Source organism: Sulfurospirillum cavolei, from assembly GCF_001548055.1.
GTDB lineage: Bacteria > Campylobacterota > Campylobacteria > Campylobacterales > Sulfurospirillaceae > Sulfurospirillum.
Map to the genome: position 1 here is coordinate 2508344 of NZ_AP014724.1, position 23704 is coordinate 2532047.

At 41.6% G+C, this 23704-nt stretch carries 25 protein-coding genes; 4 read left to right on the plus strand and 21 right to left on the minus strand.

The window, feature by feature from the left end:
- The first annotated feature begins 103 nt into the window (after nucleotides 1-103).
- Nucleotides 104-931, plus strand: a complete 828-nt coding sequence (locus UCH003_RS12575) for a prephenate dehydrogenase (protein WP_060826761.1) — start codon at nucleotides 104-106, stop codon at nucleotides 929-931.
- A gap of 54 nt (nucleotides 932-985) precedes the next feature.
- Here the strand turns inward: UCH003_RS12575 and UCH003_RS12580 are convergent, their stop codons facing one another.
- From UCH003_RS12580 to UCH003_RS12605, 6 genes are all read right to left on the minus strand, one after another.
- Nucleotides 986-1978 (minus strand): beta-ketoacyl-ACP synthase III, encoded by a 993-nt coding sequence (locus UCH003_RS12580; RefSeq protein WP_060826762.1) that lies wholly within the window; start codon nucleotides 1976-1978, stop codon nucleotides 986-988.
- A gap of 9 nt (nucleotides 1979-1987) precedes the next feature.
- Nucleotides 1988-2986 carry a phosphate acyltransferase PlsX gene (plsX, locus tag UCH003_RS12585; RefSeq protein WP_060826763.1) on the minus strand — a complete coding sequence of 333 codons (999 nt, stop codon included), beginning with the start codon at nucleotides 2984-2986 and terminating at the stop codon, nucleotides 1988-1990.
- A complete protein-coding gene (gene rpmF, locus UCH003_RS12590) occupies nucleotides 2987-3139 on the minus strand; it encodes a 50S ribosomal protein L32 (RefSeq protein ID WP_039671985.1) in 153 nt (50 codons plus the stop codon). It lies immediately after the preceding gene.
- Nucleotide 3140: 1 nt separating this feature from the next.
- Nucleotides 3141-3509 (minus strand): DNA-binding protein, encoded by a 369-nt coding sequence (locus UCH003_RS12595; RefSeq protein WP_060826764.1) that lies wholly within the window; start codon nucleotides 3507-3509, stop codon nucleotides 3141-3143.
- Nucleotides 3510-3514: 5 nt separating this feature from the next.
- Complete coding sequence (ndk, locus tag UCH003_RS12600; protein ID WP_039671983.1) at nucleotides 3515-3928, minus strand: nucleoside-diphosphate kinase; 414 nt, start codon at nucleotides 3926-3928, stop codon at nucleotides 3515-3517.
- A 143-nt stretch (nucleotides 3929-4071) separates the two neighbouring features.
- Entirely contained in the window at nucleotides 4072-4356 is a 285-nt protein-coding gene (locus UCH003_RS12605; protein ID WP_039671982.1) for an NADH-quinone oxidoreductase subunit I, read from the minus strand.
- 403 nt (nucleotides 4357-4759) lie between these two features.
- On the opposite strand from UCH003_RS12605, the gene UCH003_RS12610 reads away from it, so the two are divergent.
- Both UCH003_RS12610 and UCH003_RS12615 read left to right on the plus strand, forming a co-directional pair.
- Nucleotides 4760-6730 carry a methyl-accepting chemotaxis protein gene (locus UCH003_RS12610; protein ID WP_060826765.1) on the plus strand — a complete coding sequence of 657 codons (1971 nt, stop codon included), beginning with the start codon at nucleotides 4760-4762 and terminating at the stop codon, nucleotides 6728-6730.
- 110 nt (nucleotides 6731-6840) lie between these two features.
- The gene (locus tag UCH003_RS12615; protein ID WP_039671980.1) at nucleotides 6841-7437 is read left to right on the plus strand and encodes a peroxiredoxin; all 597 of its coding nucleotides are present in this window, start codon (nucleotides 6841-6843) and stop codon (nucleotides 7435-7437) included.
- Nucleotides 7438-7493: 56 nt separating this feature from the next.
- Here the strand turns inward: UCH003_RS12615 and UCH003_RS12620 are convergent, their stop codons facing one another.
- From UCH003_RS12620 to UCH003_RS12690, 15 genes are all read right to left on the minus strand, one after another.
- The gene (locus UCH003_RS12620; RefSeq protein WP_060826766.1) at nucleotides 7494-7904 is read right to left on the minus strand and encodes a Fur family transcriptional regulator; all 411 of its coding nucleotides are present in this window, start codon (nucleotides 7902-7904) and stop codon (nucleotides 7494-7496) included.
- Between the two features lie 83 nt (nucleotides 7905-7987).
- Nucleotides 7988-9826, minus strand: coding sequence for a 1-deoxy-D-xylulose-5-phosphate synthase (dxs, locus tag UCH003_RS12625; RefSeq protein WP_060826767.1), 1839 nt, complete (start codon nucleotides 9824-9826; stop codon nucleotides 7988-7990).
- Nucleotides 9827-9841: 15 nt separating this feature from the next.
- On the minus strand, nucleotides 9842-10642 hold the full coding sequence (fliH, locus tag UCH003_RS12630) for a flagellar assembly protein FliH (protein WP_060826768.1): 801 nt from the start codon (nucleotides 10640-10642) through the stop codon (nucleotides 9842-9844).
- A 1-nt stretch (nucleotide 10643) separates the two neighbouring features.
- A complete protein-coding gene (fliG, locus tag UCH003_RS12635; protein ID WP_060826769.1) occupies nucleotides 10644-11672 on the minus strand; it encodes a flagellar motor switch protein FliG in 1029 nt (342 codons plus the stop codon).
- A complete protein-coding gene (gene fliF, locus UCH003_RS12640; protein WP_039671975.1) occupies nucleotides 11669-13396 on the minus strand; it encodes a flagellar basal-body MS-ring/collar protein FliF in 1728 nt (575 codons plus the stop codon). The genes fliG and fliF overlap by 4 nt, the downstream gene beginning before the upstream one ends.
- 9 nt (nucleotides 13397-13405) lie before the next feature.
- A complete protein-coding gene (gene hisC / locus UCH003_RS12645; RefSeq protein WP_060826770.1) occupies nucleotides 13406-14506 on the minus strand; it encodes a histidinol-phosphate transaminase in 1101 nt (366 codons plus the stop codon).
- A gap of 3 nt (nucleotides 14507-14509) precedes the next feature.
- Complete coding sequence (pheA, locus tag UCH003_RS12650; protein ID WP_060826771.1) at nucleotides 14510-15577, minus strand: prephenate dehydratase; 1068 nt, start codon at nucleotides 15575-15577, stop codon at nucleotides 14510-14512.
- 50 nt (nucleotides 15578-15627) lie between these two features.
- The gene (lysA, locus tag UCH003_RS12655) at nucleotides 15628-16833 is read right to left on the minus strand and encodes a diaminopimelate decarboxylase (protein ID WP_060826772.1); all 1206 of its coding nucleotides are present in this window, start codon (nucleotides 16831-16833) and stop codon (nucleotides 15628-15630) included.
- A 66-nt stretch (nucleotides 16834-16899) separates the two neighbouring features.
- The gene (locus UCH003_RS12660; RefSeq protein WP_060826773.1) at nucleotides 16900-17958 is read right to left on the minus strand and encodes an LptF/LptG family permease; all 1059 of its coding nucleotides are present in this window, start codon (nucleotides 17956-17958) and stop codon (nucleotides 16900-16902) included.
- A complete protein-coding gene (gene pth, locus UCH003_RS12665) occupies nucleotides 17955-18530 on the minus strand; it encodes an aminoacyl-tRNA hydrolase (RefSeq protein ID WP_060826774.1) in 576 nt (191 codons plus the stop codon). The genes UCH003_RS12660 and pth overlap by 4 nt, the downstream gene beginning before the upstream one ends.
- Nucleotides 18531-18536: 6 nt before the next feature.
- The gene (locus UCH003_RS12670; protein ID WP_060826775.1) at nucleotides 18537-19073 is read right to left on the minus strand and encodes a 50S ribosomal protein L25/general stress protein Ctc; all 537 of its coding nucleotides are present in this window, start codon (nucleotides 19071-19073) and stop codon (nucleotides 18537-18539) included.
- Nucleotides 19074-19135: 62 nt separating this feature from the next.
- Nucleotides 19136-20335: a type IV pilus twitching motility protein PilT gene (locus UCH003_RS12675; RefSeq protein ID WP_039671968.1), complete on the minus strand. Its 1200-nt coding sequence runs from the start codon at nucleotides 20333-20335 to the stop codon at nucleotides 19136-19138.
- 17 nt (nucleotides 20336-20352) lie between these two features.
- On the minus strand, nucleotides 20353-21351 hold the full coding sequence (locus UCH003_RS12680; RefSeq protein ID WP_060826776.1) for a transaldolase: 999 nt from the start codon (nucleotides 21349-21351) through the stop codon (nucleotides 20353-20355).
- 17 nt (nucleotides 21352-21368) lie between these two features.
- Nucleotides 21369-21989, minus strand: a complete 621-nt coding sequence (gene serB / locus UCH003_RS12685; protein ID WP_039671966.1) for a phosphoserine phosphatase SerB — start codon at nucleotides 21987-21989, stop codon at nucleotides 21369-21371.
- Nucleotides 21990-22113: 124 nt separating this feature from the next.
- Nucleotides 22114-22587 carry a bacteriohemerythrin gene (locus tag UCH003_RS12690; RefSeq protein WP_060826777.1) on the minus strand — a complete coding sequence of 158 codons (474 nt, stop codon included), beginning with the start codon at nucleotides 22585-22587 and terminating at the stop codon, nucleotides 22114-22116.
- A 163-nt stretch (nucleotides 22588-22750) separates the two neighbouring features.
- Between UCH003_RS12690 and UCH003_RS12695 the strand changes: the two genes are divergently transcribed.
- Nucleotides 22751-23665 (plus strand): methylenetetrahydrofolate reductase, encoded by a 915-nt coding sequence (locus tag UCH003_RS12695; RefSeq protein WP_039671964.1) that lies wholly within the window; start codon nucleotides 22751-22753, stop codon nucleotides 23663-23665.
- Nucleotides 23666-23704 lie beyond the last annotated feature (39 nt).

Genomic DNA, 23704 nt, shown 5'->3' on the forward strand with positions numbered 1-23704 from the left:
TTTAGATATTTTGAAATATAATACCATCTCTAGAATTAAGTGCCTATTAAACCTTCAAACGGTCTTGAAAAGGCACTTGGTGAGAGTGAATAAAGGAGAAAAAATGGTCGTCGGAATTGTCGGACTTGGGCTTATGGGAGGATCGCTCGGTATTGCCCTCAAACATACAAAATTTGTCTCTAAAATCGTCGGTTTCGATCATAATCTCAGCCACTGCGAAGAAGCTTTAAAATTAGGTCTTGTGGAGGAAATCGTCTCGTTCTCGGAAATCAAACAATGCGACGTCATCTTTCTAGCCATACCCGTCGGAGGTATTATCAAAGCGATGCAAGAAATGCAAGACGTCTCTCCCGAAACGACAATTATCGATCTGGGAAGTACGAAAGCTCAGATTGTCGATTCCGTTCCTGAGGCTATTCGTCAAAACTTTATTGCGGCACACCCGATGACCGGTACGGAAAAATTCGGTCCGAGTGCTGCCGTTGCCGAACTCTATCACGATAAGATCGTTGTATTGTGCGACACGTATCACAATAGCGAACAACATAAAAACAGAGCAATTCAAATCTTCTCGCATATCGGTATGAAAATCGTTTTTATGGATCCAAGTGCACACGATGCACATGCTTCGTTTATCTCCCACTTGCCGCATGTGATTAGCTACGCTTTGGCCAATACGGTTATGGGGCAAGAAGACCCTAAAAGCATCTTGTCTTTAGCTGCCGGCGGGTTCAAAGATATGAGTCGCGTCGCAAAGAGTTCGCCTCAAATGTGGTCGAATATTTTTAAGCAAAATAAAGAAAATGTTTTGCGTTCGATTGAAATCTTTGAAGAAGAGTTAGAAAAATCAAAACAGATGATTCAAGCGGAACAATGGGATGAGTTGGAAGCATGGATGCGTAAAGCTACGACGCTTCATAAAATTCTTTGATGCACGTTATGCTTTACATGTAATGCCAAAAGGCTTACATGTAAAGATTCTTACTTAATTTCCGCCAAATCGTACGAGAGCACTTGCCCACGTAAAACCGCCTCCGAACGTATCAAGAAGCATCAAATCACCCTTATGAATACGCCCCGTCTCATAAGCGTCGTTAATCGCCATAGGAATAGACGCTGCGGAGGTGTTGCCGTATTTTTCAACCGTTAAAACGGTTTTTTCGATCGGAAAATTGAGTTTTTCCCGCACTGCATCAATGATACGGAAATTGGCTTGATGAGGAATAAAATGATCGACTTGCGACGCTTCAAGGCCGTTACTTTGCAAGATATCAACGACATCGTTGGTTAATGTTTTTACGGCGACTTTATAAACGTCATTGCCCTTCATTTTAATAAAGTTGAGGCGTTCGTCTAAAGTCTCTTGTGAACACGGATATTTAGATCCACAACCGGGAGTAATAAGGTAATCGGCATAATTTCCGTCCGCCGACGCATGCACGTCTACGATTGCTTCGTTTTTATTGTCGGTTGCTCCGATAATAGCCGCACCCGCTCCGTCTCCAAATAAAATACACGTCCCTCTGTCGGTATAATCCACCACGCTACTAATCTTTTCGGCACCGACAAGCAGAATCTTTTTCTTCATGCCTGATTCGATATAAGCCTTTGCCATGGAAAGCATGTAGACAAATCCGCTACATGCCGCACTTATGTCGTAGGCCATAACGTTCGTAATTCCTAATTTTGCGGCAATAATGCATGCGGTTGAGGGCATGCAAAGATGATCGGGAGAGAGTGTCGCACAGATAATCAAATCGATCTCTTCTTTTGCGATACCGGATCGTGCAATGGCTATTTCAGCAGCTTTAGCTCCCAAATCACTGGTTGATTCTTCGGCACTGGCAATACGCCTCTCTTTGATTCCGGTACGTTTTTCAATCCATTCGTCGCTGGTATCGACCATTTTTTCAAGGTCGGCATTACTTAAAATGCGTGAAGGGACATAAGCTCCGATCGATTTTAACGATGCGTACACGACTCTCCTTTATTGTGCGTGAGCTAAACGCTCTAGCTTAGTTTCGATATCGGTATTAATATTGGAATTGGAAAAGTTGATAGCTTGAAAAATCGCGTTTTTCACGGCTTTGGCGTTACTCTTTCCGTGTCCGATAATAGCGCACCCATTAATACCGATTAACGGCGCTCCGCCGTATTCCGCATAATCGACTTGCTTTTTTAAGACCGTAAATACTTTACGCATTAATACGGCACCCGCAATTGCAAGAGGGGATCGCCTCACGTTTTGTTTGATAATCTTAGTAATCGAATCGGCAACGCCTTCACTGGTTTTGAGTAAAATATTACCGACAAAACCGTCACATACGATCACGTCGACGGAGCCGTCAAAAATATTGTTCCCCTCAACGTTTCCGACAAAGCTCTCCAATTTTTTTAAACTGAGAAATGCTTCTTTGGTTGTTTCGTTGCCTTTGCTTTCCTCTTCGCCGTTAGACAAAAGTCCTACTTTCGGCTTAGTGATTTTTAAAACGTCCTTAACGTACGTTTCGCCCATCACGGCAAACTGCACTAAATGCTCCGCTTTACAATCCACGTTAGCACCGACATCCAGAACCAAACTAAGCTTTCCGGATATTGCCGTCGGCATCATGGTCGCAATAGCAGGACGAAGTACGCCTTTGAGTCTTCCGATGCGAAGCGTTGCCAAGCTCATTGTTGCACCGCTGTGCCCCATCGATACGATGGCATCGGCTTGTCGGTCGCGCACTAAATCAACGGCTTTGTAAATTGAGGTTTCTTTACGTTTTAACGCATTGGTGGCCGCTTCATGCATGTCTAAAACGTCGTTTGCTTCAATAAAGCAGATTCGATCAAAAAAAGATTCGGGGATAAGCGGCTTTAAAAGGGTCGTATTTCCGACCAACAAAGCCTTAAACTGACGCTCTCTTAGCGCTTGGAGCGTTCCTTCAACAATAGGCGCGGGACCGAAGTCCCCACCCATGGCATCAATTGCTATTGTTAGCATTTAGTTTTTATATTCGCCTGTTGTTTTGTTAATTCTATGAGGCATTTTCCATGTGCCATCATTGTCTTTGACCGGCATAGGAAGAGTTACTTTATAATGTGTTCTTCTTTTTGCGGCTCTTGTTTTACTCACGCGTCTCTTTGGTACTGCCATTTTATTCTCCTTTTAATAATTCACATTGCCCACAATAGTGGTAATCGCTTTTAAATGCTTCAATCTCACTTTGCATCATCATATCAAAATCGATAGAGCCTTCAAAAAATTCTATTACGTTTAGAAGTTCTTCACCCTCTTTGTCGGTATACAACCCCTCACTGGCAAAGACTTCAACCGTCTCTTCAATCGGCAAACAAAACGTTTCGGCACAACGATCGCAAGCATGTTGAAGCGTGCCTAAAAGTTTTCCGTTACATTTAACGAGAGTTTTGTCCACTTTGACGGCTTCACCGAAAAAATGTACGTCTCCCGTACGTGTTTCAAAATGAATTCCGCTTATGGGAATCTTTTTGAACTCGACGACCATAAGGATTAAAGAATTTCTCTTCGTGCAAAAAAGAAATCAATTTCGATTTTTGCATTTTCCAAACTGTCGCTACCGTGAACCGCATTAGCATCGATACTCTCGGCAAAATCAGCACGAATCGTTCCTTTTGCCGCTTCTTTAGGGTTTGTTGCACCCATAAGTTCACGGTTTTTTGCCACCGCGTTTTCGCCTTCTAGCACCATAACAACTACCGGACCGCTAATCATAAACTTGACAAGATCACCGAAAAACGGTCTACTTGCATGAACGGCGTAAAAAGCTTCGGCATCGGCTTGGCTTAATTGTACTTTTTTCATTGCCGCAATTTTTAATCCGTTTGATTCAAATCTGTCAACAATTTTACCGATAACATTTTTAGCTACGGCATCCGGCTTAATAATGGATAGTGTGTTCTCCACAATTTTCTCCTAAATAGATCATTAAATTTTATAAACTTTACAGGGAATTAGAACGTGGGAGTATAGCAGAATTTTTTTTTAATATCAATTAAATTTTATTTTTGATCAAAAACAAAGAGGGGAATCCCTCTTTGCGTACAAACTTATTCAGCACAAGGCGTTGTGCCTTTTCTCATCTCAGCACCGATTTCGTCACGGCTAGGTTGACCTGGATATGGTGCATCCCAGACGATACAACCTTCCGTCGGACAGGCTTCTGCACAAGCGGGCGCATCATGATGGCCTACGCACTCAACACATTTATCTGCATAAACATAATAAATATCGGCACCTGTCGGGTTATCGCTATCGTCAACGATTGCACTTACAGGACACTCATCAATACACGCACCGCATGCGATACAAATATCACTAATCTTTACTGCCATTATTTCTCCTTTACTCGATGGGTTTACTCGCTAAAAACTATATCGAAACTAAATTAAAATTGATATTAAATCCAAATGCTCGTTTTAAACTCACAAAGGGCTTAATTTAGCCGGTTTTAACCGGAACCTTTTCTCTCTACAACAACCAAGATATCTTGCCCGACACTAATTGTATCAAAGAAATCTTACATTAATTTCGTAGCATGAAAATAGCTTACTAGCTTCGTGTTTTATTTTGTATGCTTGTCATAAATAAGCGTTGCATTTCTTTAACATGTTAAGATTTATAAGGTTCCTTTTTCTAAAAGGTAAATAATAATTTATCTTTCTACGTTTCGTTTAACTTATCGAAAGGTTTTTTTTCATACTATTATTCCAACATAATTTTAATGCGAGGTTCCAGATGAATTCATTAGCTAAAAAAGTGACGATTTTACAAGTCCTAATCGTTTCAATTTCTATTTTCGCATTTATCGTATATATCAACTTTTATTTAGGTACGTATATCAAACAAGAGACCGAACAAAAAATCACGATGAGTATCACCGAACTCGAAAGAACCGTACAAGTCTACAACAGTGCATTGGAAGATACGGCCTTGAAACTCTATAGAATCTTTGAATCCCGATTCGGTAGCTTTGCACTCCATTCTAACGACACCGTCAACGTAAACGGCATTAAAACCCCGCGCATCACTGCCGGTGATTTTACGCTCAACAACAATTTTGCTTCCGTCGACGCTTTCACGAGTTTAACGGATGCCGTTGCAACCGTTTTTGTCAAAAGCGGCGATGATTTCGTCCGTATCTCAACTTCTTTGAAAAAAGAAGACGGTTCCCGTGCAATGGGTACTTTTTTAGGGAAAAACAGCCCGGCTTATATTCCGATTATGAATAAACAAAACTATATCGGTAATGCGCGCCTCTTCGGTAAAGACTACATTACCGTTTACGCGCCCATCATCGAAGACGACCAAATCCTAGGCATTCTTTTTATCGGTTATAACTTCACCGACGGATTAAAAAACCTTAAAAAGCAGATTAGCCAAATGAAAATCGGCGAATCGGGTTATTTCTACGCGATCAATACCAAAGGCGAATCTTACGACATTCATCCCCAATACGATACGAAAAAAGTCGCATCCGAATTGGACAAAAAAATTCTAACGCAAAAACAAGGCTTATTTCATATTTCGCAAGATGGTGCGGAAAAGATCGTCAGCTTTAAACCGTTTGACAAATGGAATTGGATTTTAGTCGCAGAAGCAAACGAAGCCGATTTTCAAGTCGCCAACCAAAAACTGCTCAATAACCTCATTATCGCATCGCTTATCATGACAATCGTTATGTTAATAATTATTTGGCAAATTATCAACCGCATTATCGCAAAACCGCTTCATCATTTAATCGTAAAAGCAAAGGAGCTTTCAAGCGGTAACGGAGATTTGACGCGTAAATTAGAAGTCAAAGGAACGGACGAGATCGCTCAGGCGAGCGAACAAATCAATCGATTTATCGATAAAGTCCATGATTTGATTTGTAATGCCAAATCTATGTCAAGCGAAAACTCTTCTATCTCCTACGAACTTTCAACAACTTCGTTACATGTCGAAAAATTAGTCGAGCAATCAACCGATATTGTTTTGCAAACAACGACGCAAGCAGAGCAAATCAAAAACAATATGACGCAATCGATGTCTTATGCCAAAAACAGCAAAGAGGATATGACAAGAGCCAACCAATCCCTCCGATCTGCCAGTCAAGCCGTTATCGAACTAACCAAAGAAATTCAACAAAGCTCTATGACCGAAATCGAACTTGCGCAAAAACTCAGCCAATTAAGTGCCGATGCGGAGCAAGTGAAAAGCGTCTTAACGGTTATCAGCGATATCGCCGACCAGACAAATCTTTTGGCTCTCAATGCCGCAATAGAAGCCGCACGCGCGGGCGAACACGGACGAGGCTTTGCGGTTGTTGCCGATGAAGTACGAAAACTAGCCGAAAGAACGCAAAAAAGTCTTTTTGAAATTAACGCGACCATTAACGTTATCGTCCAAGCCATCGTCAACTCAAGCGATCAGATGAGCCAAAACTCTCACAAAGTCGAAGACCTCGCCAATCGTGCCCATAAAGTAGAATCAAGCCTACAAGAAAGCTTCCAATTGATTGATGCTGTAACGAAAATTACTGAAAATACCGTTGATGATTACCTCAAAACAGGCAATGAAATCGAAATTATTATTGCTAAAATAGCCCAAATCAATAAAATTTCAACGGAAAATAGCCGTAGCGTCGAGGAAATTGCTTCTGCGGCAGATCATTTGAGTAAAATGACGGAAAATCTCAATCAAAAACTCGGTGAATTTCGGACTTAAAAGTTGGGGAAAGCTTATAAGAGCTAATTAGTCTTATTTGTTAAAAACGATTTTTTGTATTTAACTATATAATTTACGTATCAATAAAAATTCCTATCTAAAGGATCTACATGTTAGTTACAAATAAAGCTCCAGATTTTACGGCGACGGCCGTTTTAGGTGACAATCAAATTGTGGATAATTTCAACCTCTATCAAAATTTTGGCTCTAAAGGAACCGTACTCTTCTTTTATCCTTTGGATTTTACGTTCGTATGCCCTTCCGAAATTATCGCTTTCGATAAGCGTTTAGGAGAGTTTACAAGCCGCGGTATCAATGTTATCGGTGTATCGATCGATTCTCAATTCTCACACTTCGCATGGAAAAATACGCCGGTTGACCATGGCGGAATCGGACAAGTTAAATTCCCGCTTGTTGCAGATATTACCAAACAAATTTCCCGTGACTACGACGTGCTATTTCAAGAAGGCGTTGCACTACGCGGATCGTTTTTGATCGACAAAGACGGCACTGTCAGACATGCAGTCATTAACGATTTACCGCTTGGTAGAAATATCGACGAAATGTTAAGAATGATCGATACGATGCTTTTTACGAACGAGTACGGTGAAGTATGCCCTGCCGGTTGGCAAAAAGGCGATAAAGGAATGAAAGCGACGACCGAAGGCGTTGCAGACTATCTTGCACACAACTCCGATAAACTTTAATCTTTAGAAAGAGAGCATTAGCTCTCTTTCATTCTCTCTAATTCTTTCAAAATTTCCTATTTACAAAATCGGCAATGTGAAACGGAAGCAATAACGTCCATGCGTAAGATATGAATCTTTTGCTTTTCCTCCAATGCCGCTTGATAGTCGAATAAATTTTGATCGTAATCGCTATCCTCGATTGCGCCGCAAGACGAACAAACCACGTGAATATGAGGTTTTGAATAAATATCGTAACGCATTTTGCCGTCGGCAACGTTTACCTCGATAACCACGCCTTTTTCTTTTAACATCGCAAGGTTTTTATAAACCGTCGCAAGCGACATAGAAGGATTTTCTTTTTTGAGGGAATCATATAAATCGTCAATGGTCGGATGTGTTTTTTTATCCAGTTCTTTTAAAACAGAAATGCGTTGGGGCGTTGCTTTAAGCTCTTTGCTCTTGAGTAGCTGAATAAAGTCGTTCATCTCATTCCCCTCCTCTTTAAAAATTTTCTATATCATGCCATACGATCGTTCAAATTAGATGAAAAATTTCTAATTAATATTTTTTATTTATTATTATACAATAGTGCAATTTTCTGAGCGATTTGAGGTGCCGAAATGCCGAGCCGCTCTTCAACAAGATGCGTCTCCCCATGTGTAATAAAAGCATCCTCGTACTCAAAAGTATGGATTTTCGCGGATAAATCATGTTTTTCTTTAAACGATAAAAGCAACGTACCGATACCGCCTATTTTAGCACTATCGCTTATCACATACCATGTTTCGTAATGCTTTGAAAGTGATAATAACGTCGTTTCGTCTAACGGCTTGGCAAAGCGCAAATCAACAAGGCCGACCTGAATACCTTTTGCTTCCAAAAGATGTGCAACCTCAACCGCTTTTCCTACGCCGCTTCCGTACCCGACCAAAAGAATCGAGTCTTGGCCTTCTTGCAGTGTTTGTGCTTTTGCATACTCAAACGCAAGAGAGCTAAAAGCACTGCAATCGCCGAACGAACCTCTGGGATAGCGAATAGCAAGAGGACCTTCATGCGTATACGCATAGCGCAGTGCTTCATGCATACTCGCTTCATCACGCGGTGCCATCAGCGTCATATTCGGAATTGCGCTTAAATACGAAATATCAAAAGCTCCTTGATGCGTTTCACCGTCTTCACCGACAATGCCGGCTCTATCGATCGCAAAGACAACATTTAAATTTAAAATACAGGCATCATGAATCACTTGGTCGTATGCTCGTTGTAAAAAAGTAGAGTAAATGCTTACAAAAGGTTTAAAACCCTCTTTTGCCATAGAACACATCGACGTGACGGCATGTTGTTCGGCAATCGCGACATCCCAAAAACGATTGGGATACGCTTGAATTAACGGAGACAAACCCGTTCCGCTCGGCATTGCGGCAGTAACACCGACGACATTGTCATGTTCTTTTGCCAAAGCCATCAATGCTTCCGAATACATCGTCGTAGCATTTTTGCTTACACCTTGCTTGATCGCTTCGCCGCTTGCGACGTCAAACGGCCCCACGCCGTGCCATTTTTCATAATACCCTTCCGCCATTTCATACCCTTTTCCCTTAAGGGTCTGCGCATGAATAATAACGGGTTTTTTCAAGCTACGAGCCGATTGCATCGCGCGAATAAGGCTTTCTAAGTCATGCCCGTCAATCGGACCGATATAATCGATACCTAATTCTTCAAACAAAATTCCCGGCGTAATCAGCTTAAAACTTTCTTCAAATTTTTTTGCCATATACGTGGCACTTTCAGGGAGATACTGTAAGATCTGTTCGGTTGTTTTTTTAATTTTTTGATAAAAATCTCCGGCCATGGCTTGAGAAAGAAATTTACTGATAGCACCGATAGGTTTTGCGATACTCATTTTATTATCGTTCAGGATAATTACGACAGGATAGCGTCTATCGCCTAACTCGTTTAATGCCTCATACACCATTCCCGCACTTAAAGAACCGTCGCCGATTAATGCAACAGGAAGGCGTTTTGCCTGTTCGCCCTTTAATGCAATGGCTTTAGCAGCTCCTACGGCTAACGAAATCGACGTCGAACTATGTCCGGCGATAAAATAATCGTAAGGAGACTCATCCGGCCTTGTATAACCGCTAATGCCGTCCAATGTTCGAAGCGTATCAAACCGTCCCCATCGATCGGTTAAAAGTTTGTGCGTATATGCCTGATGGCTTACATCGAAAATAAAAGGATCATTTTGAGCGTCAAAGACGTAATGCATTGCAACGATAAGCTCAACGGCACCGACGTTACTGCTTAAATGCCCTCCGTTATGGCTGACCGTTTGAATAATTTTTTGCCTAATCTCTTCACATAAATGGGTTAATTCTTCAATCGATTGTTTGCGTAGCTCTTTCATAGTTTCCAATACTTCTTAATTTTCTTGTAATAAATATTTCACTTTTTCCAAACGTACGGCTAGATTACCGTCAAGATTTCCTACGTCGCTCAAAACGATGACGCCGCCTAAAGTAACGGCATCGTCGGAAACCACCGTAATTTTTTCTTCGCCCGCATAGAGTTCTTTTAGAAAATCAAAATCTTTCGGGTTGACTTTAAGTTCAATTTTCATCGCCTCTTTAACTTCTTTGAGTAAAGCTTTTGCCAAAGAAGCCGCCACTTGGGAGCTTGAGCTTGCTATCTCTTTTTTAATCACTTCTTTTGCGATTTCAAAAGCACTGACACTCATATCGGTTTCAATTTTTTCCAATTTTTCATCGAGACTTTTATAAAGCGTATCTAAGTGCATAATCGACTTGAGATAACGCGATTTTATCTCGGAGAGTACGCTCTCGGACTCCTCTTTTGCTTTTTGATACCCTTGCGCATAGGCATTTTCTCTTTCACGCGTTAACTCTTCCGTGAGTCGCTTGCTAAAATCTTGTTCTTGTTTCTCGATTTGAATTTGTAATTTAACGACATTCGACGTCAATTCATCGGTTTTTTTTAAAAGTTCTTCAATAAATTGATTTTGCGCACCCTCTTCAATACGTGTAATCGTAACGATTTCATCGGAAGGCGTCTTCATCTCTTGCGGTTCAAAAGCATCTTGCATGTATTCGTCTTGCGTCGTGACGATAGCATCAAGATTCCCGTTCGTACCTAAGACTTTAAAACGATAACGCTGAATCGAATGGTCGTCAATGCGATCTTTATCAATAATATTATCTGCCATCTTAACCTATCATTTCTTCGGCTTCGCCGATTTGTAATACGCCTTGCTCGGCCAGCTTTTGCACCTCTTCGACAATTTTACGTTGTGCTTCTTCAACGTCCTTGACACGCACGGCACCGAGGAAGTTCATCTCCTCGACAAATGCTTCTTGCGCACGTTGGGACATGTTGTCGAAAAATTTGCGTTTGAGATCGTCGATCGATCCTTTTAAAGCAATCATCAAATCGCGTTTATCGGCAACTTTTAGAATTTCTCGTACCGCATTTCCGTCAAGTTTCATAATATCTTCAAACGTAAACATCATATCTTTGATAACCGATGCTAATTTTTCATCGGCCTGCTCAATATAAGCAATGGTTGTTTTAGATGCTTTTTGCCCCAAACGGTTCAAAATTTCGGCAACAGCTCTTGGACCGCCAACTTCAACTTTATACGACGTCAACGATTCGAGTTTGTTTTCCAACACTGCCGAAACACGTTTCACGACGGAGGGTGAAATTTCGCCGAGGTTTGCCATTCTGATCGTTACTTCGCTTCTAAGTTGATCAGGAAAGAAAGAGAGCGTCTCTGCCGCACTCGTAGGATCCATATGCGCCAAAATAAGTGCCACGGTTTGAGGATGCTCATTGATAATAAAATCGCCCAGTTGTTGAGGTTTAATTTGAGAGAGATACCCAAAGCTTTGTGAATTTTCCATTGATTTGGAGAGCTTATCTAAAATCTTTTGAGCTTCTTCCGCACCGAACGTTCGGTATAGGATCTCTTTCGCATATTCCATACCGCCGCTTCGGATATACTGATTGGATTGTAAGATAACGTAAAATTCTTCCAAAACGGCATTAGCGACGGCTTTATCAATATTTTTTGCCGTTGCGATATATTTGGAGATATCGGTTACGACATCGATTTCCATATGTGAAAAAAGATTTGCCGTAGAATCTTCCCCGAGTTGTATCAATAAAATAGCCGCTTTTTCCGCCATAGTTAGTTCATTGTAAAGGGTTTTTTGTTCTTCCGTTAATTTCATTATCCAAGATCCTTTGAACTATTACGCGTATCGAAATCCCCCTCGTTACGAATCATCGATTGTAATAAAGAGGCAAACTCCTCGCTCTTTTGTTCCGCCAAGTGTTTCAGTTTCTCAAGTAAGACGTCGTATTTTAAACTTTCTTCATTAAAGTCTTGCCCGATACCCAATTGATCTTCGACTTTTTTACGTGCCTGTTTGAATTTTTCTAATGTATCTTCCGCACCCTCTTCTTCGTCTAGTTTAATCGGTTCAACTTCATCTTCGAAATCGTCCAACTTTGTCTCAACCATTTTTTGACTAAACGGAAGAATAACTTTTTTGTAAAAAACGAAGAGTAAAATTGCAACCATAAGATATTTAAGCAAAGGAACCAACGGCATAACGTAACGAGAAACTTTTTCCATAAAGTCTTTCGTCGCAACACGCGTTCCATCGCTTGAGAGCGGTTTAAACTCGAAATTGCTGACGGTCACTTCATCGCCTCGCGTCGCGTTATACCCTACCGTTTGGCGTACGATATCACGAATAGCGTCCATCTGCTCTTTGCTCAAAGGCGTATATTCTAATTCGCTTTTTTTATTTCCTTTTTCGTCTAAACCGTATTTATACGCACCGTCAACGACGACTGCGGCAGTAATGCGTTTAATTTTGGCAAATTCGTCTTTGGAGTTAACAACTTTTTTAGAAATTTCATAATTCGTCGTGGTCGAACTTTTTTGGTATGTTTCACCCTTTTTCGTACTCTCTAACCCTTGCACCGGACCGATATTGCTAATAGCACCCGGTACGCCTCCGACGTCTTGAGGTTCTTTGCCTTCACGTTTCTCTTCGATGCTTTGTTCGCTTCTCGGTACCGAATTGGGATCGTAAATTTCACTGACGGAATCTTGTTGCGAAAAATCAAAATCAATCGTTACTTTAGCGTTGACTTTATCGATACCGCCGATAACAGGGGCTAATACGTTAATAATTTTCTGTTCGATATTGTGTTCAAACTCTTTTTTATAGCGGATTTGACTCTTAACAAGTTCGCCCTGAAATAAATTGCTGTCGTTATCGCCTAAAGGTTCTCCGTCTTGATTAACGATCGAGACATTTTCTGCCGTAAGGTTGGCAATCGACGCGGCAATAAGGTTTTTAATACCCGTAATTTGTTTTAAAGAAAGGCTCATGCCCGATCGAATATTTAAAACAACCGATGCAGTAGGCGATGCTTGCTTTTGTGCAAAAACCGTCTCTTTGGGTACAGCGATATGAACGCTTGCATTGGCGATCGGTCCTAAGCTTTCGATCGTACGGGCAAGTTCGCCTTCCAAAGCACGGATATATTTGATTTTTTGTTCAAAATCGGTTGCGCCGAATTCCGTTTTATCAAAAATTTCAAAACCGACTTTGCTGTTTTTCGGGATACCTTGTGCGGCGATAGCGATACGTTGTTTATGCACCATCTCCGAGGGAACGGCTATCGTTCCTTCGTTTAAAATTTTATAAGGCACTTTATCTTTTTCGAGTTGTTGAATAATCAACGCTGAATCGCCCGCGGTAGTATTTTCAAACAAAACACTATACCCGCTCGTATTGGAAGAGTTGCTGTTTTTATACAACATTAAAAACACTAGAAAACCGATCAGCACGACAATAGACATAGCCGCAACGATGCGCTGGCGTAACGTTAAGTTTTGAATAAGCGTCGCTATCTGATTTAAAAGCGTTCTAAACTCCATGTATCTCTCTTATTTATAAAGGGTTTTAAAGCATTCAAAAAAGCGTGCGTTTTGTTCCGGCGTTCCGATAGTGACACGAATCGCATTCATACCGTACGAGCCTAAGTTTCTAACGATTATACCTTTTTCCATCAACTTTTGTGCTATCTCTGCGGAGTTTTTCGTAGCATCAAACTCTAAAACGATAAAGTTTGTGTAACTTTCCATCGATTTAAATCCGAGTTCTGCGGCAAACGCTTCGTACGCTTTCATTTGCTCAAAATTTTCACGAACGGAAGCCTCAACAAACGTTTGATCGCTCAATGCGACAATGGCGGCTTTGAGCGTCAGGCTGGTAATATTAAAAGGTGCTCTTAATTTTAAAAAAGCTTGAATCATTTCAGGCTGAGCAATACCGTATCCGCAACGCATACCGCCCAATCCGTATGCTTTTGAAAACGTCCCCGTATAGATCGCGTTAGGATATTTGCTAATCAGGTCATGCGCATCGATATTTTTAGCGGGGTCTTTAAAACGTGCGTATTCCAAATACGCCGCATCGACGACTACCAAGGTTTCACGATCGATCTGATCTAAAAATGCATACACGTCTTTGGCGTCTAAACACTCGCCCAAAGGGTTGTTCGGAATACAAAGCATAATGATGGAAATATCCGGATTGGCTTTGTAAATTTCCAACATCTCTTTCAAATTGTGTCTGGCGGATGGCGTTTTAAGCACTTTGGCACCTGTTTGTAACGTGTAAATTTCGTACATCGCAAACGTAATTCCCGCCATTAAAACTTTTGTACCGGCATTGGCTTTGGCATGAATCGCCATTTCAATCACTTGGTCGCTTCCCGAGCCGATGATAATATTTTTATCTTCGACGCGATACATGTGCGCTAAAGCCTCTTTGAGTTCATACATGCTATCATCGGGATAACGATTCATATGTACGGCTTCCGCACGTACCGCTTCGATCACTTTCGGGCTGCATCCTCTCGGATTTTCGTTACTCGCCAGTTTGATAACGTCTTTGGCCTCAATACCGTATTCTCGTACGACAAGTTCAATCGGTTTACCCGCTTCATACGTTTTTAAATTTGCTAAAACCCCGTTAAATTGCATTTTTCATCCTCCGCAAATATAGCTACCGAGCCATTTAATATCATAGCGATCTTTGTTTTCTTCGATCACTCTTTGGACATTTTCATCATCGATATGTCCCTCAAAATCCATATAAAACATCGATTGAAAGCCTCTTTCTTTCGTCGGACGCGATTCAATCTTCGTAAGATTCACTTTTTGAGCTTGAAACGTCTGCAAAAATTCAACCAGCCCGCCCGGTTTATCGTCCGTCTTTGCCAAAATCGACGTTTTGTTATGAATACCTTTTTTATTTTTAAAATCGCTGAGAATTAAAAAGCGTGTTTGATTCGCTAAATTGTCTTCGATCTTTCCGAACAGTATCGGTAAATTGCACAATTTTGCCGCGATATGTGAACAAATCGCAGCAGCTCCCTCTTCTTCACTCGCTTTGCGCGCGGCTTCGGCCGTGGATTTTGTAGGTACGAACTCGATGCCTAAAAGCATATGTTCTTCTAAAAATCGTCTGCACTGATTGTAGCCCTGCGGATGGGAGTAGATGCGTTTTACCTTTTTTATATCCTCGCACGCGGTTGCGAACGAATGATGAATATCCATGTAAATTTCCGCAACGATTTTGGCACTAAATTTTCCCAAACAATCAAGCGTCGTTCCTACCGCACCTTCGGTATTATTTTCGACCGGAACGACTCCGTATTTTGCTTCTTTGTTTTCCAGCGCATGAAAAACCGCTTCAATCGCACTTACGCCGATGTAATTGCCCATAGCCCCGAAACGGCTCTCCGCCACTTGATGCGTATAGCTTCCTTCCGGTCCCAAATACGCAATCTTTTCCGGAAATTCTAAATTGCGGCTGACGGCAAAAACTTCCAAAAAAATAGCGTCGATCGCCTGAGGATTGAGCGCGCCTTTGTTTAGCAATTTAAGACGATCCAAAATCTCTTTTTCACGTTCGGGACGGTAAATCGACGTACCGCTCGTTTGCTTAACGCGTCCGATCTCTTTGACGATTTCCATACGGTCGTTTAAAAATTTTAAAATTTGGTTGTCGATCTCATCGATTTGTTTTCGATACGTCTCGATCTCTTTCATACCCTACCCTTTAATCATACACTCATTTTTTTGACATGTAAGGCTTACGCTTACATATACGCTTCTTCCAAAGCAATCATATCTTCAAAGCTTTCACGTCGACGAATCAAACGTCCTTCTCCTTGCTCCAACGCAACCTCGGCGACACGCGCACGAGAATTGTAATTGCTGCTCATCGTAAAACCGTAGGCACCGGCACTCTTTACGATCAAAAGATCGTCGTGTTCCAGAGGCGGCAATGCAATATTTTTCGCAAAAAAATCGCCGCTTTCGCAAATCGGTCCGACAACGTCGCACAGACTCGTATGCTCATTCGATTTTCCTTCGGCTTCGATTTCGTGATACGCTTGGTAAAGGCTCGGACGGATCAGATCGTTCATAGCACCGTCGATAATCACGAACCGCTTATGACCGTTTTGCTTCTCGTACAAAACCCGAGTTAAGAAGAAACCGCAATCGCCGACCAAATAACGTCCCGGCTCGCATACGAGCGTGACGTCAAGCCCGCTCATCGCACTAAAAATCGCTTGAGCGTAATCGTAAAGCGCGATCGTCTCTTCGTCGTTATAGCGAATACCGATTCCGCCGCCGACGTCGAAAAATTTAATGTCGACATTCAAAGCTTTCAAGCTACGCACCAAATTCGCAAGTACGACGGCCGCTTCTTTAAACGGCGTTACGTCGGTAATTTGACTTCCGATATGAAAATGGATTCCTACGGGATCAAGCGAAGATACATTTTTAGCGTAAAGGTACATACGTTTTGCGCTTTCAACGTCGACGCCGAACTTGTTTTCATGCAATCCCGTCGAAATATACGGATGCGTTTTGGGATCGATATTGGGATTGACGCGAATGCTAATGCGCGCAACTACGCCTAAATTCGACGCAATAGTTTCAACACGTTTCATCTCTTCTTCGCTCTCTAAATTGAGCATCAGAATATCGCTTTTAAGAGCTTCTTCAATCTCATCGTCTCGTTTGCCGACACCGCTAAAGATAATTTTATATTTAGGAACGCCTGCTCTTAAAGCGCGCTTGACCTCTCCGATCGAGACACAATCGCATCCGGCGCCTAAATCTGCCATATGCTTTAAAACCGAAAGATTGGCATTGGCTTTTAGTGCGAAGCAAATTAACGATTTACGCGCTTTAAAAACCTCTTTAAGCGCTAAAAATTTTTGGGAAATCACGTCAAAATCGTAAACGTATAAAGGCGTACCGTATTGTTGAGCTAAAGCAGAAAATTTCGTCATTGTGAACCTTAATAGAGATAACTGCTCTATTTTATCGAAAAGTTCAACAAAAAACGATTAAACCCTTTAACGTTTGGTGTAGAAATAAAGAGCGGTAAACAATAAAAGAACAATCGGAAGTAAAATAGCAACTTCTGAAAATAAAATGCCGCTAGAGGCTAAACGGCTCAATAAAAAAAGTCCGCTCCAAACGATTAACGTAATAAAAGCAAACAAGGAAGCAATCAGCGCACTGTTATAATACCTGCCCATCATCGGAGCTTTAAAATACAAAATAACCAGCAAAAGGGGTGCAAAAAACGGAAAAAAGAGCTGATAGAACAGTGTCGCTTTAATTTTACTCGTATTGATGCCCTGAGAATCGAAAAAATGCAATGCGTCGATGCCGTCGCTGATGGACAAAGCGTATTCGCTTTGATAGACGTTATCCATAATTTTAGGCTTAAAATCTTGCATTGTTTGCAATTTATCGACCTTTTCGGTTTTTAAGCCCGTATCGTTTAAAGAAGCAACATGCGGTTTATGCGTGATCGTGACATTTTCCAATACCCAATAATGATCGATAAACGTCGCCGTATCCGCGCGTATCACTTTCAATAAATCCGTGTGGTCGACTTCGAAAATAGCAATATCGTACGCAATTTGTTTGAGCGGATCTAGTTTTTTAAAATAAACGTATTGATTGTTGTGTTTGAGAAACAGATCTTCGGAATTACTCGAGATACGATTGTACTTTTTAAGATTGGAACCGTATTCGTACGCATATGCGAAATCGGTACTGTTGAGCCCGATATATCCTAACGTAATCGCTAACGCCGTAATCACAAAAGGGCGAATAAACGCTCTTTGAGAAATACTCGATGCGTACATACAAATAAGCTCATTTGTTTTCAGCATACTAAAATAGCTCACGATCATTCCGAAAACAATCGAAAGAGGCAAAACGTAATTGACCGCGTTCATACCTTGAAACAATGCGTACAATAATTGTAAATTTGCAGAATCCGGAATCGTATTGTAGTTGGTTAGAATATCGACGCCGACGTAAAAAAGATCGAGTGCGATAAAGATAATAAAAAAGTTTTTGAGATAATTGATAACAATATATTTCTCAAAAAGTTTCATACCTCATCCCCGCCGCATAACGTTTGTTTGAGGGAGTATTGTAGCGAAACTTCTTTTAAATCGTGAAGCAGTAATGCTTGAACGCTTTTGGTGACATGTAAAAGAATTTCAGGTAGAAATTTTCTTTGGCATGCCGAAAAATCGGAGAGTACGTATTTTGCCACATCGCTTTTGCGTACCGGTTTCCCGATACCGATACGAACCCGTGTATATTCGACTCCGATATGCGCGTCAATCGAGCGAAGCCCGTTATGTCCGCCGTGTCCACCGCCGATTTTAAAACGCAGGGTTCCGAAAGGAAGATCTAAATCATCGTGAATGACGATCACATGATCGGGTTTAAAATAATCATCAACCGCTCTGACACTTTCGCCTGAGAGGTTCATATAGGTTGATGGTTTAAGCAAAAGCATGGAAGGGGCTTTAAAAAGCTCGCCTTTAAAATTGGTTTTGGTGATTTTTTCGCACGAAGTTTGGCCGTCGATAAGTGCATCGACGACCATAAAACCGACGTTATGTCGATTGTTTTTATACTGTAAGTCAGGGTTACCTAAGCCTACGATCAGTGTCATTAAGCGTTACTTCGCTTTAATAACTCCGGCTACGGAAACGCGGGTTTCATCGACGATTTTGACATTAGCGGGAACCGTAATATCGCGAACAAGAACCGTATCGCCTACGTCAAGATCGCTTACGTCGATCGTAAAGTCGTTCGGCAAATTCTCAGCCGTACATTTAACCGCTAAACGTTTTTTAGATTGAATCAAAACGCCTTTGTTTTTTGTACCTTTCGGTACGCCGACAAGCTTAACGGGAACAAGGTATTTCGTCAATACGCCCGGAAGTGCCATACGCAAATCAACATGTAAAAGATTGCTGTTTACCGGATCTCTTTGGTAATCTTGAATCACGACGTTGTACTCGGTACCCGCAACTTTAACAGGGAAAATGAGACTGTCTTTGCTCTTTGCTGCTTTGATGAATTCGTTTGCTTTAAATGCAGCATTGATGTTTTGTTCACCTTTACCGTAAATATTAGCAATTAGATATCCATCTCTACGAAGCGCTTTAGTAGCCTTTTTTTCGATACTATCTCTAATGATGCCTTCTAACATAGTTTTCCTTTGTAAAAAATAAGGGAGATATTATATAAAAACAAATCTAAAAACTCTCTAAATTATTTTTTAAGACTGATAATATCTTTATCGTACGTTTGCAACTCTTTGATGTTGGTCGCAGATTCGGATTTTCGGATCTCTTTTTGACTCTTATCGGCATCGTAAAAATCGAGTGCCATCGTAAGATCGTTGCGGCTGGTTGCGCTTTTGAGAGCTTCGTCACGGGAAATTCTTCCTTCCGCATAGAGGTTTAAAAGCGATTGATCAAACGTTTGCGTTTTATAAACCTCTTTTCCTTCTTTGAGCGCATCGGGAATTTCACTCTCTCTTCCTTCCAAGATCAGCGATTCGATTCGAGCGTTTTTTACCAATATTTCCACTGCCGCCGTTCGACCGTGATTCACGGTTTTAACCAGACGTTGCGCAATGACGCCTTGCAAAACCGATGATAAAGACATCTTAATGCGGTTTTGTTCGTTTCCGGGAAACATTCCGATAATACGCCCAACCGTCTCTTTGGCATCGATCGTATGCAAGGTTGAAAGCACCAAGTGACCCGTTTCTGCGGCATGTATCGCAGTTTCTATCGTCTCCAAATCCCGCATCTCGCCGACGAGAATGACGTCCGGATCTTCACGTAATGCCGCGCGCAAAGCATCCGAAAACGTTAACGCGTCTTGTCCGATCGCACGCTGGTTAACAATACATGCTTCGTCTTGATAGATAAATTCTACCGGATCTTCGATCGTGATAATATGCTTTCTCTGCGTTTTATTGATGCGGTTGATAATCGAAGCAAGGGTCGTCGTTTTACCGCTTCCCGTAGGTCCCGTGACCAAAATCAGTCCTCTGGAAAGATCGCTTAACGTATTAATAATCGGCGGTAAATGAAGCGACTCCACGGTCGGCAAAACCATCGGAATCGTTCGAAATACCGCCGAAACGCCGTCGACTTGGAAGAACATGTTAACACGGAAACGATAATCGTCGTTGAGCTTAAATGTAAAGTCGATGTTTTTCTTTTCGACCAGCTCGCCGAAACGACTTCGTAACAACTCTTTTGCCAACGTTAAACCGTCGGCATGGCTCAACGCTTCTTTCGTAAAAGGAACGATTTCACCGTTAATTCGCCCTCGAATCGTCGTTCCCGTTTTGATATGTAAATCGCTGCCTTCATGCTCGACTAATTTACTCAAATAAAATTTAAGCTTTTTCGTCATTTCAAACGTGAGTTCATTAACGTTGACTTCAACACTCATTTTGAAACTCCCTTGTCTTATTTTAGTGCGTCTAAAATCTCCGTAAACGCTTCTTTAAAGGCATCAAGTCCTTCGTGCATTAGCTCCTCGCAAACGCTTTCGATTGCAATACCGTTTGCCGCTAACGCATTAAAAAAGTTATCGATTAAGTCCGTACGAACTTCAACTACAAGATTGTCTCTCGTATCGGCGACAAAAGCGTAGATCGTTCCAAGAGGAGCCGTATTAATCGCATTTTTAACCAAAAGTTCTTTAATATAATAATCCGGACTTAATGCATTGCCCTTCACGCCCGTACTGGCAAATAACGCTCTAACGTTAGGCATAGCGTCGTGCTGAATCGCGGCATAACATCGTAATGCATTCATGACGCCGACTCTTCCGGTCGGAAAATCGATCGCTTTGAGTGCGTCGTCGAGTTTGCGATCGAAACGGCTGACAAAAATACTGATGACGGCTTGCGGCAATGCATGAACGTTTCGTGCCTTTAAAGCGTCGTTCGCTTTGCGAAAAGCTTCCAAACAGCGATGCGTTTGCTCGATGGAAAAAATGAGCGTCGCATTGACGTTAATGCCTTCGCTCAGAAGTGCTTCCATCGCAACGAATCCCGCTTGCGTCGCCGGAACTTTAATCATCACGTTAGGGTATCCGATCGCCTTAAACAGCCTTTTCCCTTCCTCGATCGTTTTTTGAGCGTCGTCGCATAAAAAAGGATCGACTTCGATGCTGATAAATCCGTCATCGTTTTTTTCATAAGACGGTAAAAGTTTGCTTGCGGCCAAAGTCACGTCTTGAATCGCTAAAGCCTCGTAAATCTCTTTAGCCGGTCTACCTTTTAAGGCGGCTTTATCTTCGGCGTAAGCTGAAGAGCTTAAAAAAGCCGACTTGAAAATTGCCGGATTACTCGTTGCCGCGTTGATAATTTTTTTATCGATCAATTCCGTAAATTCGCCCTCTAAAAAACTACGTTCGACAAAATCACACCACAATGAAAACTTTATATCGTCTTTATACATGTTAACTACCTACTTACTTAAATAAAATCTAAAAGGCGGCGCATATCTTTTTCGTCAATGACGATATTGGCCGCATTTTTTAAAATCGGTTTTGCGCAAAACGCTACTTTTTTCGCCGCGCATTCAAACATCGAAATATCGTTGGCTCCGTCACCTACCGCAACGGTATTTTCGTAGCTGACATGTAACAAATTTTGAAGACGGCGTAACATGTCGCCTTTGGAGAAGCCGAACATCATATCGCCGCCAACACGGCCGCTGAGATGATTATCTTTCACATGTAAGACATTCGCAAAATCCGCATCAAAATCCAAAAACGCTTTAGCCGGCGTTGTAGCAATGCGAAAACCGCCGCTAAACACAACAACGTTGTAGCCTTGCGCTTTCAGTCCCTTAATGGCATCTTTCGCACCGTTCATTAATGGAAGCGAAGCACAAATTTCTTCTGCTTTTTTGGCGTTCATCCCTTTTAAAAGTCCTACACGCGTGCTTAAACTTTCAAAAAAATCGAGTTCGCCGCGCATCGCCGCTTCGGTAATCGAAGAAACTTCGCGAAATACTCCGTGTTCTTTTGCCAAAAAGTCAATCGTTTCTCCGTCCATAAGCGTTGAATCAAAATCAAAAACGCATAACTTCATTCCGTACAAGCTCCTTTACGACTCTTCGCATTTTTTATGTGGATAAAAGAAACTATTATAACACGTGCTTGCTTACAATCGTTATTGGACAAACAAGCAAAGAAGCACGCGATAAAAGTGCAGGTTATTTGAAAAACATATCGGCCAATGTTTTAAGCCAGCCTTCATTTGCCGTCTGCTTTGCGGCTGAAATCTGCTTTTTTTCTAACATGTCGATCACGGCTTCTTGATAATCTTTGTCGTCATGCTGAATATGGTTAATCAGCCAGATTTGAAGTTCGTTCATCAATTGCCGCGTAATTTCTTCGCCGTTTGAAGAGCGCTCTTTAAAAAAATCGATACGTTTGATGAACGACTCATGAACTTTTTTATGGGGCTCCAACATCACATATCCGGCTTCTTGCATCAAACTTTCTTCAAACGAAAAATGCGAAAGCGTGTAATCGACGAGGTAAGACAATATCGCTTTTGCCTTTTCCGAATCACGGTACATAAGTGCGTTATTTAATTCGTTAATGTAGTCGATAATACGTTTATGCTGGTTATCAATCACGGCGATTCCCACTGAAAATGCCGACTCCCAGACCCAATACGCCATGCGAAAACTCCTTTAATCCGGTCTCGTAATGTATTACTAAAATGGTTAAGTATACCACAAAAATAATTTAAACTCACAAACCTAATTTTTAACGATACCGCCTTTTTTCGTTTTCGAATACAATTGGTTATAATACGGAAAAGTTATACGTATTGGATATAAAATGGTTGAATCTTTCATCGAAAAACTACGCAGCGATACTTTCTTAAGTCTAGAGACGACACCGATGCACGAGCCGACGTTCGAACCGATTATCGAAAAAATAGCTTCTTTGAAATTGGATCAAAAAGTAGACGGCTTTAGCACGACCGACAATCCCTTAGCGCGTTTAAAGTACAATGCTTTAATGGGTGCCCTCAAACTCCAGCATCGTTTTCACAAACCCGTCATTGCAACGATGAGTATGCGTGATCGCAACAAATTGGCGTTGCAATCTGATTTATTGGGAGCCAATGAACACGATTTGCGAACGATTTTATGCCTTACGGGCGATCCGGCCGGCGCAAGCGACCAGCCGCAGCTGAAGGGTGTTTTTGAGGGAAACAGTACGCTTTTAATGGAGATTATCCAATGCTTTAACGCAAGCATCGACTACTCCGGAAAACCGTTTAAGACGCCACCTAAGCCGATCTATCCGTTCGCCGTATGCAATGCGCATGCCAATACGCCTAAGCATCTCGCAAAAAAAATGGCGACAAAAATTAGCCACGGAGCGATCGGAATTATCACGCAACCCGTTTACAGCGAAGAAAATGCGCGTATGCTTTTGGAACTTTTTGACGAAGCAAAAACACTCTCCGGAAAGAAAGAGTCTCCGTGCGAATTGATTTTAGGCTTTTTCCCAATCGTGCATCTTCGAACGGCCCAATTTTTAAGTGCTCACGTACCGGGCGTTCATGTTCCCGATATATGGACGGAAAAGCTTTTACATGCAAAAAAAATCGGTGAAAACGAAGAAAAAAAAGTAGGGTTTGAACTTTCGCTTCAAACGTTTCAAACGTTGCGACGCGTGCATCCGAAAACACACATCATGAGTGCCAACCATTTTGAACTGATTGCAGATATTTTAAATGCGTAAGAAAGAGACTACAAGCCTCAAAACGGTTTGTAGTCTCTT

Coding starts and splice junctions, on each gene's coding strand:
- UCH003_RS12575 (WP_060826761.1), top strand. CDS start 104: ATGGTCGTCGGAATTGTCGGACTTGGGCTTATGGGAGGATCGCTCGGT.
- plsX (WP_060826763.1), bottom strand. CDS start 2,986: ATGCTAACAATAGCAATTGATGCCATGGGTGGGGACTTCGGTCCCGCG.
- rpmF (WP_039671985.1), bottom strand. CDS start 3,139: ATGGCAGTACCAAAGAGACGCGTGAGTAAAACAAGAGCCGCAAAAAGA.
- UCH003_RS12595 (WP_060826764.1), bottom strand. CDS start 3,509: ATGGTCGTCGAGTTCAAAAAGATTCCCATAAGCGGAATTCATTTTGAA.
- UCH003_RS12605 (WP_039671982.1), bottom strand. CDS start 4,356: ATGGCAGTAAAGATTAGTGATATTTGTATCGCATGCGGTGCGTGTATT.
- UCH003_RS12610 (WP_060826765.1), top strand. CDS start 4,760: ATGAATTCATTAGCTAAAAAAGTGACGATTTTACAAGTCCTAATCGTT.
- UCH003_RS12615 (WP_039671980.1), top strand. CDS start 6,841: ATGTTAGTTACAAATAAAGCTCCAGATTTTACGGCGACGGCCGTTTTA.
- UCH003_RS12620 (WP_060826766.1), bottom strand. CDS start 7,904: ATGAACGACTTTATTCAGCTACTCAAGAGCAAAGAGCTTAAAGCAACG.
- dxs (WP_060826767.1), bottom strand. CDS start 9,826: ATGAAAGAGCTACGCAAACAATCGATTGAAGAATTAACCCATTTATGT.
- fliH (WP_060826768.1), bottom strand. CDS start 10,642: ATGGCAGATAATATTATTGATAAAGATCGCATTGACGACCATTCGATT.
- fliF (WP_039671975.1), bottom strand. CDS start 13,396: ATGGAGTTTAGAACGCTTTTAAATCAGATAGCGACGCTTATTCAAAAC.
- hisC (WP_060826770.1), bottom strand. CDS start 14,506: ATGCAATTTAACGGGGTTTTAGCAAATTTAAAAACGTATGAAGCGGGT.
- pheA (WP_060826771.1), bottom strand. CDS start 15,577: ATGAAAGAGATCGAGACGTATCGAAAACAAATCGATGAGATCGACAAC.
- lysA (WP_060826772.1), bottom strand. CDS start 16,833: ATGACGAAATTTTCTGCTTTAGCTCAACAATACGGTACGCCTTTATAC.
- UCH003_RS12660 (WP_060826773.1), bottom strand. CDS start 17,958: ATGAAACTTTTTGAGAAATATATTGTTATCAATTATCTCAAAAACTTT.
- pth (WP_060826774.1), bottom strand. CDS start 18,530: ATGACACTGATCGTAGGCTTAGGTAACCCTGACTTACAGTATAAAAAC.
- UCH003_RS12670 (WP_060826775.1), bottom strand. CDS start 19,073: ATGTTAGAAGGCATCATTAGAGATAGTATCGAAAAAAAGGCTACTAAA.
- UCH003_RS12675 (WP_039671968.1), bottom strand. CDS start 20,335: ATGAGTGTTGAAGTCAACGTTAATGAACTCACGTTTGAAATGACGAAA.
- UCH003_RS12680 (WP_060826776.1), bottom strand. CDS start 21,351: ATGTATAAAGACGATATAAAGTTTTCATTGTGGTGTGATTTTGTCGAA.
- serB (WP_039671966.1), bottom strand. CDS start 21,989: ATGAAGTTATGCGTTTTTGATTTTGATTCAACGCTTATGGACGGAGAA.
- UCH003_RS12690 (WP_060826777.1), bottom strand. CDS start 22,587: ATGGCGTATTGGGTCTGGGAGTCGGCATTTTCAGTGGGAATCGCCGTG.
- UCH003_RS12695 (WP_039671964.1), top strand. CDS start 22,751: ATGGTTGAATCTTTCATCGAAAAACTACGCAGCGATACTTTCTTAAGT.